Here is a 14,136-nt window from a genome sequence, read left to right as displayed (position 1 = left end):
GCAATGATCAATAGCATTTTGTATTACGTGGTTTGGAGCCCAAACCCCGCTGTTTTTTCGGGATTTGATCGGCTTAGGTGGTATAGCCTGCTTTTTGCGCTGGGATTCATTATTTCCCAGCAAATCGTGGTGCACTTTTTCAGGAAAGAAGGCCAAGACGAGCAGCTTGTGGATCGACTGACCATTTACATGGTGGTGGCAACCATTCTAGGAGCACGACTCGGACATGTATTGTTTTACGAACCTGCGCGCTACCTGAGTAACCCCATCGACATCCTTAAAGTTTGGGAGGGCGGACTTGCCAGCCACGGCGCCGCCATTGGTATTCTATTTGCTCTTTGGCTCTACGCAAAAAAAACGCCTGGGCAATCGTATTTGTGGGTGGTAGACCGAATCGTAATCGTCGTTGCGCTGACTGGAGCCTTGATTCGAATCGGTAACCTGATGAACTCTGAAATTGGCGGAAAACCCACCGGTAGTGACAGTGGATTCGTTTTTGCCCGCGATGTGGAAGAAATACTGGGTACGATGAACCTCCCCATTGAATCCATCACTGCCTACAAACCGGAAAACCGTCAGAACGAGTTAGCGGGAAACGGTAGGGTACCGGTAAACATCGACATACAGATCAGTAAAGGCGGATTCGATGAAAGCAACCTTGCCTCCGTCTTGGAAAGAGACGTCAAGTATGCCCTTACGCGCTTCGGTAGTTCAAAAAAGTACATGGCCGAGGACCCCGAGGCTCCGTTAAACATGGAAATCACCGAAAAAAGCGACCATTACCTCGCGGTAGTCAAAACCTTTGGCATAGCAAAGCACCCCACGCAGATCTACGAGGCGCTCACCTACTTTCTGATTTTCGTGTTCCTGTACCTGGGTTGGCAACGGTACAAATCGGCCGTTCCCGAAGGACTGCTTCTGGGATTATTTCTCGTGTCGGTATTCGGCATGCGCTTTGTTTGGGAATTTTTCAAAGAGAATCAGGTGGACTTCGAGGATAACCTGGCCTTCAATATGGGACAGGCCTTGAGTATACCGCTGGTATTGGCCGGGATAGGGCTAATCCTCTATTCCTTAAAATCCAAAAAAACGACCGCTTAATCCGGAAAACATCAAGGCACCGGATCGTGGCCCTGCCCTCCCCAAGGATGACAGCGTCCAATCCGCTTGATTCCAAGCCAGCCTCCCTTGAACACTCCGTGTTTCAGGATTGCTTCTTTGGTGTACTGGCTGCAGGTCGGATAATACCGGCAAGATCTTGGAAACAATGGAGATAGTGCGTATTGGTAAATCAAAATAGGAAAAATGGCGATTTTCTTAGCTATTTTATTCACAAGTATCGTATTTACTTCTAATAAGTTAAAATTAGTGATTTAAGTTCTGTAAACCTTTACAAAAACCCCGGTTGTTTTGACGTACCGACCCTTCATTTTCTTCCAGTTCCTGATTTTCTGCGCGGCCAGCTGCTTGCTGAGTCTTTCCCTGCCGGCGCAGCAGATTCCGGCAGAAGATCCTTCCGGACAAATCAACCCTCCCGAGCGGGTCACGGTCAATAACATCTTTGTAGTAGGAAACGAAAAAACCCGACGAAATATTATTTTGAGGGAAATGGATATCGAAACGGGCGTGACCTACGATTGGGAGGCATTTGTGGAATTGCTTTTGGCCGATGAAAAAAAAATCTACAACCTACAATTGTTTACGACGGCCACGTTGACTCCCTTGTTTGTTGCCGATGAACAGGTAGAATTGCTCGTATCATTAAAAGAACGGTGGTACATTTTACCGAGCCTGATTTTTAACCTGGCCGACCGAAATTTTTCCGAATGGTGGATCAACCAGGGAAGGGATTTTTCCCGGGTCAACTACGGCGTAAAGCTGGACCACAACAACGTGGGCGGAAGAAACGAAAAGTTACGTGTCATCGGGCAACTGGGCTTTACCCAGGCGGTAGACCTAAACTACAGCATTCCCTACCTGGACAAAAATCAGCTCCATGGGTTGGCCGCAAAATTCAATTATTTTACTAACAAAAACATCCCCATACGATCCATTGAGAACAAACAGTTTTTTTACCGAAACGAGGCTGAGGATGTCCTTCGGAAAACCCTCAATGCCTTCCTAACCTATAGTTTTCGCGGCAGTTTCTACAACATCCACTACCTGACGGCAGGCTTCCACAACACCCGGATCCATGCGGACGTACTGGAGCAGAATCCGAATTACTTTACCCACGGCAGTCAGCGACTGAAATATTTTATGGCCACCTACCGGTACCGCCACGACAACCGGGACAATGTGGCATACGCGACGGAAGGCACCTTGCTGGACCTGAGTCTGACGCAATATGGGCTGTTTTCGGGAGACGACATTAGTGAAACCGAGTTTTCCGTGCTCGCCAGTACCTATACCCGACTGGGTAAAAAGTTTCACTTTGCCACCGGAATTTCGGGGTCTGCCTTTTTCAGCCCGCGTCAACCCTATACACTGGTCAGAGGGATTGGCTACCGTCCGGACTTTATTCGGGGCTATGAAGTGAATGTGATTGAAGGCCAACAAACCATCGTACATAAAAACAGCCTCCGGTACGAATTGCTGAATATCGCCTTCGATATTTCCGATTTTATGCCCATTGAAGAGTTTTCGGTGATTCCCTTCCAGCTTTACTTAAGTGCGAATTTCGATCAGGGGTTTGTCAGGGATGCCAACCGAATTCCAGAAAACGCCCGATTGACCAACCGCTACCTTTCCGGATATGGGTTTGGTCTGGACCTTATTGGTATTTACGACACCGTTTTTCGCTTTGAATATTCCTTCAACAATGCCGGAACCGGAAACTTTTTCATCAACGTTCGGGCTCCTTTATAAAATTATTTTTTTTGTTGTTAAATTACATTTTTTTGCATTATATTAGGTTATCAATTGGTGTTTCTCCCAACTTTTATTCCCATGGTGAAATGGATTTTGATAGCATTCTTTTTTTCTTTCCGGATCACCTGGAATGCCTGGCCGCAAAACAGCATGGACCATTATCCAAAAGGAGCCATCAGTATGGGCATGGGGAATGCCAGCGTAACGTTGAGCGATCCCTGGGCGGTTTTTAATAATATCGGCGCCCTGGGAAAGGCCGAAGAAACCATACAGGCCTTTGCCGGCTATGATCACCGACTGGGATTAAACGAGCTAACCACTGTCTCCACGGGTCTGGTAATTCCAACCAAAAAAATCGGGAACCTGGGTATCGGTATTTCCAACTTTGGAGGCACGCTGTTTAACCAACAGCAAATCGGTCTGGGCATCGCCAATCAGTTGGGATTGGCTAGCTTGGGGCTAAAAATCAGCTATTTTCAAACGAATATCGAAGGTTTTGGAAGAACTGCACGCCCGGTCATCGAACTGGGGGGTACGGCCGAACTACTTCCAGGATTATTTTTCGGCGCCCATGCAAACAACCTTACCCGGGCGGCAATCAGTCAGGCAAGCAACGATTACCTACCGACCACCGTGAAAGCGGGTATTTCCTACCGCCCTTCCGAAAACCTACTGGTCAATTTTGAATCCGAAAAGGAGCTGCTCAGTCCCGCACAGTTTAAGGCGGGTGTTGCCTACAGCTTTCAGCAAAAGCTATGGGCCCGAACCGGTATCAATACCCGGCCCAACAACCTGTTTTTTGGTATTGGTTTCAAACCCCGAAGGTACCAAATCGACTACGCCATGAGTCGCAATTTCCTCCTGGGCTTTACCCATCACTTTTCTTTTACCTACAACCTGTCTGCCCCGTGAAACCCTTGGTACTCATCCCGGGTATCTGCCTGGTCTGGGGACTGCAATCGCTCAGTGCCCAAACGCCTACGGACAGCGAACTGGATATCGAAGCCTTTATGGAAGAGCGCTTCGCCTTTCAGGACGAAGACATTGATTACGAAGACCTGTACGAAAGCCTGCTGCAAGTGCACCTCAGCCCGCTGAATTTGCAACAGGTAACTGCCGAACAACTCCAATCCCTTTCCATCCTGACGCCACTACAGGTGGAGTCCTTTATCGGCTACCGTGACACGTTTGGTCCGCTGCTGTCGGTCTACGAGCTACAGGCCATTCCGGAATGGGATCTGGAAACGATCGGTAAGATGCTGCCCTTTGTCGTTTTAAAGTCCGATCCAATCCCACTAAGTCCCCCGGGCGTAAGACGTCTTAAAAATGCGGAAAACGCCTATTTCATTGTTCGTCAGCGCCGAATCTGGCAAACCCGGAAAGGATTCAGCCCTCCGGATACCCTATCCAGCGGCACCTTAAGCAGCCGGTACCTGGGCGATCCAAACGATGTGTACGTCCGTTTACGGCTGCAGCAACCAGGCGACTTTAGCGTAGGACTCACTGCCGAAAAAGACGCTGGCGAACCCTTCACCTGGGATACGGACAGCAGACGGTATGGGATGGATTTTCTGTCCCTTCACTACACCCTGTACAATAAAGGGGCGCTACAAACCTTTACGTTGGGAGATTACCAGCTACAATTTGGGCAGGGGCTCGTATTTGGGGCCGGGTTTTCGGTAGGCAAAGGGGCAGAAACCGTGGCCACTGTAAGAAGAAGCTCACTGGGCCTCCGTCCATACACTTCGGTCTTGGAAACCGGCTTTTTCCGGGGGGCCGCGGCCACTGTTACCAGCGGAAACCTGGCCTGGACCGCCATGTATTCTTCCGCGCCAAGAAATGCGAACGTACAACTACTGCAAGACAGCCTCGAGGCATCCGATAGCTATTTGTCCTCCTTGGTTCTTTCGGGATACCACCGTACGGAGAGCGAAATTCAAAAAAAAGCACAGGCCCGAGAGCAAAATATTGGCGGAAATGTTCATTACAAAAACCGGACAAATGGCCTTCAGGCAGGGGTGAATTTTTTGCATACCCGGTACAGTCAACCCTTGCTGCCACGGGCCCGCATCTACAATCAATTTGAATTCAGAGGCGATCAAAATGCCATTGGTAGCCTGTACATCTCGTATAATTTTTCCAACCACTACCTATTTGCCGAATCGGCCCTTTCGAAAAGCGGAGGCAGCGGATCTGTCGTTGGCATCATGAGTAGTTTAAGCCGGCAGCTGGATTTTTCGCTGGTGTGGCGAAATTTTGACCGAAACTTCCATTCGTTTTACGGGAATGCTTTTTCCGAAGGATCCCGGCCGATCAATGAAGAGGGATTTTACATGGGAATGAACTATAAACCCTCACGAAAAATCAGCTGGTCCGCCTATTATGACCACTTCTCCTTCCCCTGGCTGCGGTTTCGGGCATACGCCCCCTCCTCGGGCAGCGAATGGCTAAGCCGCTTTACCTACACACCCAATAAATCCCTGGTTTTATTCGCACAATGGCGGGAGGAGCGGAAAAGCAGAAACCTCCTGTCCGACGAACAATCAGCAAATCAATACCTCCTGATGGAAGGAAAGCGACGAAACTTCGCCTGGAACCTCACTTACCAACCGACCCCCTGGTGGCAAGCAAAAACCCGAATCCAGCTTAGCTCCTTTTTAATTAACGGCCGCACCACCCGGGGGTATGCGATCTTTCAGGACCTTTCGGGCACAATAAACAGGTTCAACTTCAGCGGAAGGATCTCGCTTTTTGATACCGACGATTTTGAAAACCGACAGTTTCTTTTCGAAAAAAACGTGCTATGGGCCTTCTCTGTTCCCAGCTTTTACGGACAAGGTATGCGGTACTATTTGCTCGCCAAATACAAGATCAGCCGGCAGTTGACCTGCTGGGCGAGGTGGGCAAAAACCAGCTACACCAACCGGGAAGGGATCGGTTCCGGGCTTCAGGAAATCCCGGGCAGCGAGGTCACAGAAACCACCATTCAACTGAGGTATCAGTTTAACCGATAAGGCACAAAAAAGCGAAGCCACCCGAATAACCGGGCGGCCGCTGCTCTATTTCTTCAAAAGGTCCCGAATTTCTTCCAGGAGTACCTCGGTTTTGTTGACGGTAGGCGGAGGAGGCGTAGTAGCTGCCTCTTCCTTTTTCTTCAGGTTATTGATCAGCCTCACGATCAGAAAGACCGCCAGTGCTACGAGTGCAAAATCAACAATAAATTGGATAAAGTTGCCATAATTGATCGTAACAGCGACGATCTCGACCCCCGCCGGATCCACGTAGCCCTCTTTGAGCACGACCATCAAATCCTTGAAATCAACTCCTCCAAGTAGCAAACCAAGCGGAGGCATCAGGATGTCGTTTACCAGCGAAGACACCACCTTTCCAAAGGCGCCGCCCATAATGACCGCCACTGCCAGGTCGACGACATTGCCCCTTACAGCAAAATCCTTGAATTCTTTAATTAATCCCATACTTTTGTGCGTTAAATAGGTTACATAGCGTGTGAAATAAAAGCATCAAAGCCCACCAATATATGTAATTATCCGAATAATTTTTTATTCGGCGGGCGACAAAATAGAAAAATAAAAAATCAGGAAAATGAAAACACCATCATCCTTGGAAGCCCCTATAGCTGCGATTATACCAAAAACCATCGACTACCATTCCGATTCCCGCATAGACAACTACTATTGGATGAACGAACGGGAAAATCCGGAAGTACAGGCCTATCTGAAAGCGGAAAACGCGTTCAAATCGCACTGCCTGGCAGCTACCGAACCCTTGCAGGCAACCCTTTTTCAGGAAATGAAACGCCGGATTAAAGACGATGACGCCAGCGTACCCTATTTTAAGAAAGGGTATTATTACTACCAGCGATTTGAAGCCGGAAAAGAATACCCGATCTACTGCCGAAAAAAAGAGGCATTGATGGCCGACGAGCAGATCGTTTTGAACGTCAATGAGCTGGCAGCAGATAAGGAATACCTGCAGGTAAATGCCCTGGCTGTCTCGGAAAACACCCGGCTCTTGGCCTATGCTGCCGATGCAGTAGGCCGAAGGATTTACACGATTTACTTCAAGGACCTTCACTCGGGGCAAACTTTTCCGGAAAAATTAACCGAAGTTACCGGAAATATGGCCTGGGCAAGTGACAATAAAACCCTCTTTTACGCACAGCAGGATCCGCAGACCCTGCGGTCTAACAAGGTATACAAGCACGTACTCGGTCAAAGCCAGGCCGAAGACGAATTGGTATTTGAGGAAACAGACGAGAAATTTACCGTTCGTATCCAAAAATCCAAATCAGGAAAGTTCCTTTTCCTTGCCAGTCAAAGTACCGTCTCTTCGGAATTCAGGTACCTGCCAGCGGACCAGTCGGACGGAGTCTGGACGCTCATTCAGCCTCGAGAAAAAGATCTGGAATACGAAGTAGAGCACCACGAGGGTCGGTTCGTTATCCTGACAAATGCAGACGGGGCCACCAATTTCAAACTGGTAACCGCTCCGCTATCGACGCCGAACAAAGCCCATTGGAAGGAACTGGTGCCGGCACGTGAAAATGTATTGTTGGAAGAATTTGATGTCTTCAAACACCACCTGGTAATCGCTAACCGGTTCAATGGCCTGACCCGCCTGGAAATCCGCACCTGGGATGGAGATCGGAAACACTACATCCGAATGCAAGACCCTGCCTACTCGGTATGGATCGGAACGAATCCGGAGTACTATACAGAGATTCTCCGCTATGGCTACAATTCCCTCACCACCCCCTCTTCCATCTACGACTACCATATGGATAGCCGGGAGAAGACGCTCATGAAACAACAAGAGGTAGTCGGCGGTCACGATCCGGAAGCGTATCAATCCGAACGGATTTGGGCACCCGCCGAAGATGGGCAGGAAATTCCCATTTCCCTGGTTTACAAAAAGGACCTTTTTTCCAAAACAGGAGAAAACCCCTTGCTTTTATACGGCTATGGAGCCTATGGATTGAGTTCGGACCCGTACTTTAGCTCCAGCAGACTGAGCCTGCTGGACCGGGGATTCGTAGTTGCCATCGCACATGTACGAGGTGGACAGGAGATGGGCCGGCACTGGTACGAAGATGGAAAAATGCTGCAAAAGAAAAATACCTTTACCGATTTTATCGCTTGCGGTGAGCTACTCATCCGGGAAAAATACGTGCATCCAAAAAAGCTCTTCGCCATGGGCGGAAGCGCAGGTGGTTTGCTTGTCGGTGCAGTGATTAATCTGCGGCCCGACCTATTCTTTGGTGCCATTGCTGCGGTACCGTTCGTCGATGTACTTACCACCATGTTGGATGAAAGCATTCCCTTGACGACTGGTGAGTTTGACGAATGGGGAAACCCGAAGGACAAGGTTTTTTACGACTATATCCGGTCGTATTCCCCCTATGACAACGTGAAAGCACAAAACTATCCCCACTTATTGGTGACATCCGGGCTTCACGACAGTCAGGTTCAATACTGGGAACCCACCAAATGGGTCGCAAAATTACGCGCCCTGCGCAGGAATGACTCCTTATTACTTCTGCACACCAACATGGACGCAGGGCACGGAGGTGCGAGCGGGCGCTTCAGAGCTTTAAAAGAATTGGCCATGGAATATGCCTTCCTGCTCTGGTTGGCCGGGAAGAATCAATAAGGACCTATCCGAGGGGAGTAATTACTTTTTTGAATAAAAAAAGCGGGTGATATGTAAAAAGTTTAACTGAATTGCCGGGAATAATTGCAATTATGCTAATCTTTGATTAAATTATTCAGCTAATTGTTTTTAGAAACGAGAATTTAAGTCGATACCAATCCATACCAATGAAGGTAATCCACAACAACCAACAAGGCTTTTACGATGAAATGTACCGAAACGAACGGGAACTGAGACCGCACTACAGTCGATTTGGCAACTACATTCAAAGCATCTCTGCCAAAAAACTTAGTCACCTTCAGTATTCGGCTGACAAAGCGCAAATGGCCATGGGTATGACGTTCAACGTGTACCACGACAAAGAGGGGCTGGAGAAAATTTTACACCTGGACATCATTCCCCGAATCATTCCCGCAAACGAATGGAAAATCCTCGAAGATGGCCTGAAACAGCGAATTGATGCCTTGAATCTATTCCTGCAGGACATTTACAACGAGCAAAAAATCTTTGCGGACGAAGTGATTCCAAGGGATCTTATTTTGGGGAGTAAAGATTATTTGGAGCCCTGCAAGGGCCTCACTCCTCCCAAAGGCATTTGGTGCCACATCACCGGTACCGACCTGGTCAGAGACAAAGATGGGGATTTTTACGTACTCGAAGATAACCTGCGCTGTCCTTCGGGCGTGTCCTACATGCTGGAAAGCCGGGAAATCATCAAAAGGGCCTTTCCGGAACTCTTCAATAGCCTGGGCGTACGCCCTGTCTCGGATTACAGCACCAAGCTTTTGGAAATGCTGCAATTCCTGTCGGAAAAGCCCAAACCAGTGATCGGGGTGCTAACGCCGGGGGTTTACAATTCTGCTTACTTCGAGCATTCGTACCTGGCACAGCAAATGGGGGTGGAATTGGTCTCGGGAATGGATCTACTGGTGGAAAACAAAAAGGTGTACATGCAGACCACCAAAGGCCTGGAACAAATCGATGTCCTGTACCGGCGAATCGATGACACGTTCCTGGACCCCCTGGCCTTTAATCCGGATTCCATGCTGGGTGTACCTGGGCTATTTGAAGCCTACAAAGCAGGCAACGTGGCCCTGGCAAATGCACCGGGTACCGGCGTGGCCGATGACAAGGCCGTATATGCTTACGTTCCCCGAATCATTCGGTATTACCTCAAGGAGGAACCCATATTGAAAAACGTCCCTACCTATCTCTGCCGGGAAAAAGCGGACAGAGAATACGTTCTGGACAACATTGCCGATCTGGTGGTCAAGGAAACCAACGCTGCCGGGGGATACGGCATGCTCATTGGTCCGAAAGCCGATTCCGAAGAACACGAACGTTTCCGAAAATTAATACAGGATAACCCCACCAACTACATAGCCCAACCCACGCTGTCGCTGTCTACAGTCCCTTCCATCATCGATAACAAATCCATCGAGGGAAGACACGTAGATTTGCGGCCGTACATTCTGTACGGGAAAGAGATCGAAGTGATTCCAGGTGCGCTCACCCGGGTAGCCCTGAAAAAAGGATCGCTGGTCGTCAATAGTTCTCAGGGTGGGGGAAGCAAAGACACCTGGGTATTGTACTAACCAACAACAACCATTATGTTAAGTAGAGTAGCAAATTCCATTTACTGGCTGGGCAGGTATCTGGAGAGAGCAGAAAACTATGCCCGTTTTATCGACGTAAATTTCAACCTGATGCTGGATCTTCCCGGAGACCTGAAGGAACAATGGGAGCCTCTGATTTTAGCTACCGGAGACAAAGCGCTCTACCAGGCAAAGAATCAAAATTACGACATGCAGGAAGTCATCTATTTTCTGGCTTTTGATGCGGATAATCCCAACTCCCTCATTTCTTCGGTCAGCAAAGCACGGGAAAATGCCCGCATGATTCGGGAAAACCTGACCAAGGAAACCTGGGAGAAACTGAACGAAACCTATCATTTTGTAAAACGCGGCTCTGAAGGTAAAGTCTGGAAAAAAGAAGATCCAAGGGTTTTTTTCGAGTCGGTCAAATCGCAAATACTGTTACTTTACGGCATTGCAGATAGTACCGTCGCCCGGACAGAAGGCTGGTATTTTCGCCAACTAGGCCAATACCTGGAGCGGGCGGACAAAACGTCGCGTATTTTGGATGTCAAATACCATATCCTCCTTCCCTCCCCCAAAGAGGTGGGATCTCCGCTGGACTTCCTTCACTGGATGGCCCTGTTGAAATCGGTCACAGCCTTTAATACCTACCGCAGGCTTTACGGTACCATCGACCCTTCCGGTGTGGTGGAGTTTTTGGTGTTAAATCAGTATTTCCCCCGTTCCGTGTTTTTCTGCCTCCGTGAGGCCGAGCAAAGTCTTTTTAAGATTTCCGGAACAAATGGCTCGGGCTTTTCCAACCGGGCCGAAAAATCCATGGGAGAGCTTCGATCCAAATTGGAGTTTGACGATGTCAACGACATCATCAGTACCGGACTCCACGAATACCTGGAACACCTTCAAGTAAAAATCAATCACATATCGAATCAGATAAACGATAATTATTTCCAAATAAAAGATAACTTTGTAAGCCAAACCATGGAGCAAGGATGACATTTTGTATTGGAATTAAGACGAAGCACGGGATCGTTGGCTTATCAGACACCAGAATCACGTCCGGAAACGAAACCACCACCTCGAAAAAATTATACACCGTCAATAAAAAAAGGCACTCCTTCTTTATCATGACTTCCGGCCTTCGGTCGGTTCGTGACAAGGCCATCACCTACTTTGGAGAACTCATCGAAAAAGAAGACGATTCCTTCGATAAATTATACAAAGCAGTCAATGGCTTTGCGGATCAAGTCAAGCGGGTGGCGGGAGAAGACATGGACTCACTGGAAAAATCCGGTTTCTCGTTCAATCTCTATTCGATCATCGGGGGGCAGTTGGAAGAAGACAGTGAGCCCAAGCTGTATCTGTTGTATCCACAGGGAAATTGGATTGAAATACGGCAGGGAACACCCTTTGTGATCATCGGCAACACGGGATTTGGAAATCCAGTACTGCGCCGGTCGCTGAAATACGAAGAGCCGCTTTATTTTGCCTTGAAAAGTGCCTTTCTGGCTTTTGATGCTACCCGAATCAGTGCCAACGATGTCGATTACCCCATTGATACCGTCATTTTGGAAAACGACAGTTACCATGTCATAGAAAATCGCTTTGAGCAACACGAACTGAATCATTTGTCCGAGTTCTGGAATAATTCGCTAAAAAGGGCCATCCATAAACTACCGGCAGATATATTGAAAAAAGCCTTTTTTCACGAAGAAATCGAAGAAAGCGAGTAGATTTCACCCCATTTGAATTCCACAGATGCCGGGTTTTCCGTACCCTTTAACGAATACACGATGCGTCTACAAATTCAACACGACACCAGTTACGATTACCATCAGCAGGTTGGACTCAACCCACACCGTATCTTTCTTCGCCCACTGCAACGAAACTACCTGAAAATTCATGATTTCAGGCTCCACATCCAACCCGAACCCGCCGGCATAAATGAACGGTACAGCCTGGAGGGCAATCCATTTTTCCAGGTATGGTTTGCAAAAGAAACCGACCGCTTACACATTCGAACCTCTTTTGAGTCCATTCATACCCCATTTAATCCCTTTTTATTTTTGGTGGATCAATCGTTCATTGATCAATTGGATCCGGAAGCCGAAACACCCTTTTCCTACCCGGAAGCCGATATGCCGCTGCTCCAGGCCTATCTAAACCATAGCAATAATGCACTGCTACAGAAATACGGATTGGCAAAATTAACCTCTCGGGATCCCATTGGTTTTCTAACCGGCCTCAATGCCTCCATCCACGCCGATTGGCAGCACATTATCCGGGAAGAAGAAAACCTATGGGAAGCGGATTATACCTTTGCTGCCGGTAAAGGATCCTGTAGAGACCTGTCCTGGATGTTGATCGAAATCCTCCGGCATCTGGGGCTGGCTGCCCGATTTGTGAGCGGCTATGCCTTTAACCCGGAATTGGAGGAAGGACACGAACTTCACGCCTGGGTAGAGACCTATCTACCGGGTGCGGGCTGGGTTGGACTGGACCCCAGTCTGGGCCTGATGACGGACGAACACTATATTCCCCTTGCCTGTAGCTTTCTCCCTCAAAACACCCTGCCGGTGCATGGAAGCTTTGGTGGCGATCAACTGCAGGAACCTTCCATGCATGCCACCGTACGTATTCAGGCCTTGTAGGAGCACAAATCCAATACTTTCTGCTTTTTTCAGTCGAATACCAAACCTTTTCTTTCCGTTTGCGATTAATTAGGGTAACATAAAAAAACATGACAAAAGTGGGTGGCATCATTATCATTTTCATTGTACTGGCTGTACTGTTTTTCTTAAATTGGTACGTCTACCAGGGAGTGAAAACCCTGCTGCCCGTAGCATGGGCTTCCAGGGGGAAATTCGCCTATTGGCTGGTTTCTGGAGGCATCAGTTTGTGGATCGGCCTTACATTTTTCCGGATTATGCAGGAAGGGAAAATCTCGCCAACCTCTCAGCAATCGCTGAATTTATTTCTCACCATTTCGGTCACGCAGCTAACGGTGATCGCCTTTTTGTTTGGAGAGGACATTTTCCGCGGATTGAGTGCTACGTGGTCGTATTTTTCGGCTGGGCTTTCTTCGGATGACGGTGGCGTTTATCCGGGACGAAGAAAGTTTATCAGTCAGCTTGCGTTCAGTGCGGCAGTTATCCCATTCACGGGGTTTGTTTATGGGATAGTTAAAGGGAAATACGATTTCCGAACCATTCGAAAAACCATCTATTTTCCCGACTTGCCGGAAGCTTTTGATGGCTTTACCATTACCCAGCTATCGGACATTCATGCGGGAAGTTTTACCGATATGGAAGCGGTAAAAAAGGGGGCAGCACTTGCGGCATCGCAAAAATCGGATCTTTTTGTATTTACCGGGGATCTGGTAAATCACCGGGCGGATGAGATCGAACCCATGTTGGAGGCATTTGCGCAAATCCGTGCTCCCTTCGGGCAGTACTCCATCCTGGGTAATCACGATTATGGGGACTATTCATCCTGGCCCAGTCCGGAGGCGAAGCGGGCAAATTTTGAACAGCTAAAGCAGAAGCACAAAGAGCTGGGATACGACCTACTACTAGACGAAAACAGGGTGCTGGAAAAAAGCGGGCAGCGGATCCGCCTGTTGGGCGTGGAAAACTGGGGAGTTGGGTTTCAGTCCAAGGGAGACCTCGAAAAATCCCTGTCGGGTGTAGCTGAGGAAGAGTTTAAAATTTTGCTTTCGCACGATCCTTCCCATTGGGACGAGCAGGTCAAAAAGCATCCAAAAAACATTCACTTGACCCTGAGTGGGCACACCCATGGCATGCAATTTGGGATAGAAACACCCCTTTTCCGTTGGAGTCCCGCCCAATACCGGTATCCCAATTGGGCCGGATTGGTAGCGGAAGCCGGAAAATACCTGTACGTCAATCGGGGCTTCGGCTTCCATGCCTTTTCGGGGCGGGTAGGCATCTGGCCGGAAATTACGGTGATTGAATTGAGGAGGGGGTAAGAAAGATCAAAA

General features: G+C 48.5%; 12 protein-coding genes. 10 read left to right on the top strand and 2 right to left on the bottom strand.

The annotated features are described in order from the left end of the window. Positions 1-3: 3 nt before the first annotated feature. Positions 4-1,101 (top strand): prolipoprotein diacylglyceryl transferase, encoded by a 1,098-nt coding sequence (locus tag BMW71_RS13235; RefSeq protein WP_092174642.1) that lies wholly within the window; start codon positions 4-6, stop codon positions 1,099-1,101. 11 nt (positions 1,102-1,112) lie between these two features. Here the strand turns inward: BMW71_RS13235 and yidD are convergent, their stop codons facing one another. Next, the gene (gene yidD / locus BMW71_RS13230) at positions 1,113-1,325 is read right to left on the bottom strand and encodes a membrane protein insertion efficiency factor YidD (RefSeq protein ID WP_092174941.1); all 213 of its coding nucleotides are present in this window, start codon (positions 1,323-1,325) and stop codon (positions 1,113-1,115) included. Between the two features lie 85 nt (positions 1,326-1,410). On the opposite strand from yidD, the gene BMW71_RS13225 reads away from it, so the two are divergent. The 3 genes from BMW71_RS13225 (at position 1,411) to BMW71_RS13215 (ending at position 5,885) form a co-directional block, all read left to right on the top strand. Continuing rightward, positions 1,411-2,868, top strand: a complete 1,458-nt coding sequence (locus BMW71_RS13225) for a BamA/TamA family outer membrane protein (RefSeq protein ID WP_317041149.1) — start codon at positions 1,411-1,413, stop codon at positions 2,866-2,868. 81 nt (positions 2,869-2,949) lie between these two features. Continuing rightward, positions 2,950-3,783, top strand: coding sequence for a PorV/PorQ family protein (locus BMW71_RS13220; RefSeq protein ID WP_092174640.1), 834 nt, complete (start codon positions 2,950-2,952; stop codon positions 3,781-3,783). Next, positions 3,780-5,885, top strand: coding sequence for a ComEA family DNA-binding protein (locus BMW71_RS13215; RefSeq protein WP_317041148.1), 2,106 nt, complete (start codon positions 3,780-3,782; stop codon positions 5,883-5,885). Before BMW71_RS13220 ends, BMW71_RS13215 begins: the two co-directional genes overlap by 4 nt. Positions 5,886-5,930: 45 nt before the next feature. Here BMW71_RS13215 and mscL read toward each other — a convergent pair whose 3' ends face one another. After that, positions 5,931-6,347, bottom strand: a complete 417-nt coding sequence (gene mscL / locus BMW71_RS13210; protein WP_092174637.1) for a large-conductance mechanosensitive channel protein MscL — start codon at positions 6,345-6,347, stop codon at positions 5,931-5,933. A 127-nt stretch (positions 6,348-6,474) separates the two neighbouring features. Between mscL and BMW71_RS13205 the strand changes: the two genes are divergently transcribed. The 6 genes from BMW71_RS13205 to BMW71_RS13180 all read left to right on the top strand — a co-directional run bounded on the left by BMW71_RS13205 (position 6,475) and on the right by BMW71_RS13180 (position 14,124). Beyond that, positions 6,475-8,541: a S9 family peptidase gene (locus BMW71_RS13205; protein WP_092174634.1), complete on the top strand. Its 2,067-nt coding sequence runs from the start codon at positions 6,475-6,477 to the stop codon at positions 8,539-8,541. 167 nt (positions 8,542-8,708) lie between these two features. Beyond that, positions 8,709-10,136, top strand: coding sequence for a circularly permuted type 2 ATP-grasp protein (locus BMW71_RS13200; RefSeq protein ID WP_092174632.1), 1,428 nt, complete (start codon positions 8,709-8,711; stop codon positions 10,134-10,136). A gap of 15 nt (positions 10,137-10,151) precedes the next feature. Next, a complete protein-coding gene (locus BMW71_RS13195; protein WP_092174629.1) occupies positions 10,152-11,132 on the top strand; it encodes an alpha-E domain-containing protein in 981 nt (326 codons plus the stop codon). Beyond that, a complete protein-coding gene (locus BMW71_RS13190) occupies positions 11,129-11,869 on the top strand; it encodes a proteasome-type protease (RefSeq protein WP_092174626.1) in 741 nt (246 codons plus the stop codon). The genes BMW71_RS13195 and BMW71_RS13190 overlap by 4 nt, the downstream gene beginning before the upstream one ends. 60 nt (positions 11,870-11,929) lie before the next feature. Then, the gene (locus BMW71_RS13185; RefSeq protein WP_092174933.1) at positions 11,930-12,787 is read left to right on the top strand and encodes a transglutaminase family protein; all 858 of its coding nucleotides are present in this window, start codon (positions 11,930-11,932) and stop codon (positions 12,785-12,787) included. 89 nt (positions 12,788-12,876) lie between these two features. Continuing rightward, positions 12,877-14,124: a metallophosphoesterase gene (locus BMW71_RS13180; protein WP_092174624.1), complete on the top strand. Its 1,248-nt coding sequence runs from the start codon at positions 12,877-12,879 to the stop codon at positions 14,122-14,124. Positions 14,125-14,136 lie beyond the last annotated feature (12 nt).

Origin of the sequence: Cyclobacterium xiamenense (genome assembly GCF_900109255.1) — a bacterium.
GTDB classification, from domain to species: domain Bacteria; phylum Bacteroidota; class Bacteroidia; order Cytophagales; family Cyclobacteriaceae; genus Cyclobacterium; species Cyclobacterium xiamenense.
The sequence above is the reverse complement of the archived record's forward strand: the minus strand, read 5'-3'. Positions and strand labels throughout refer to the sequence as shown.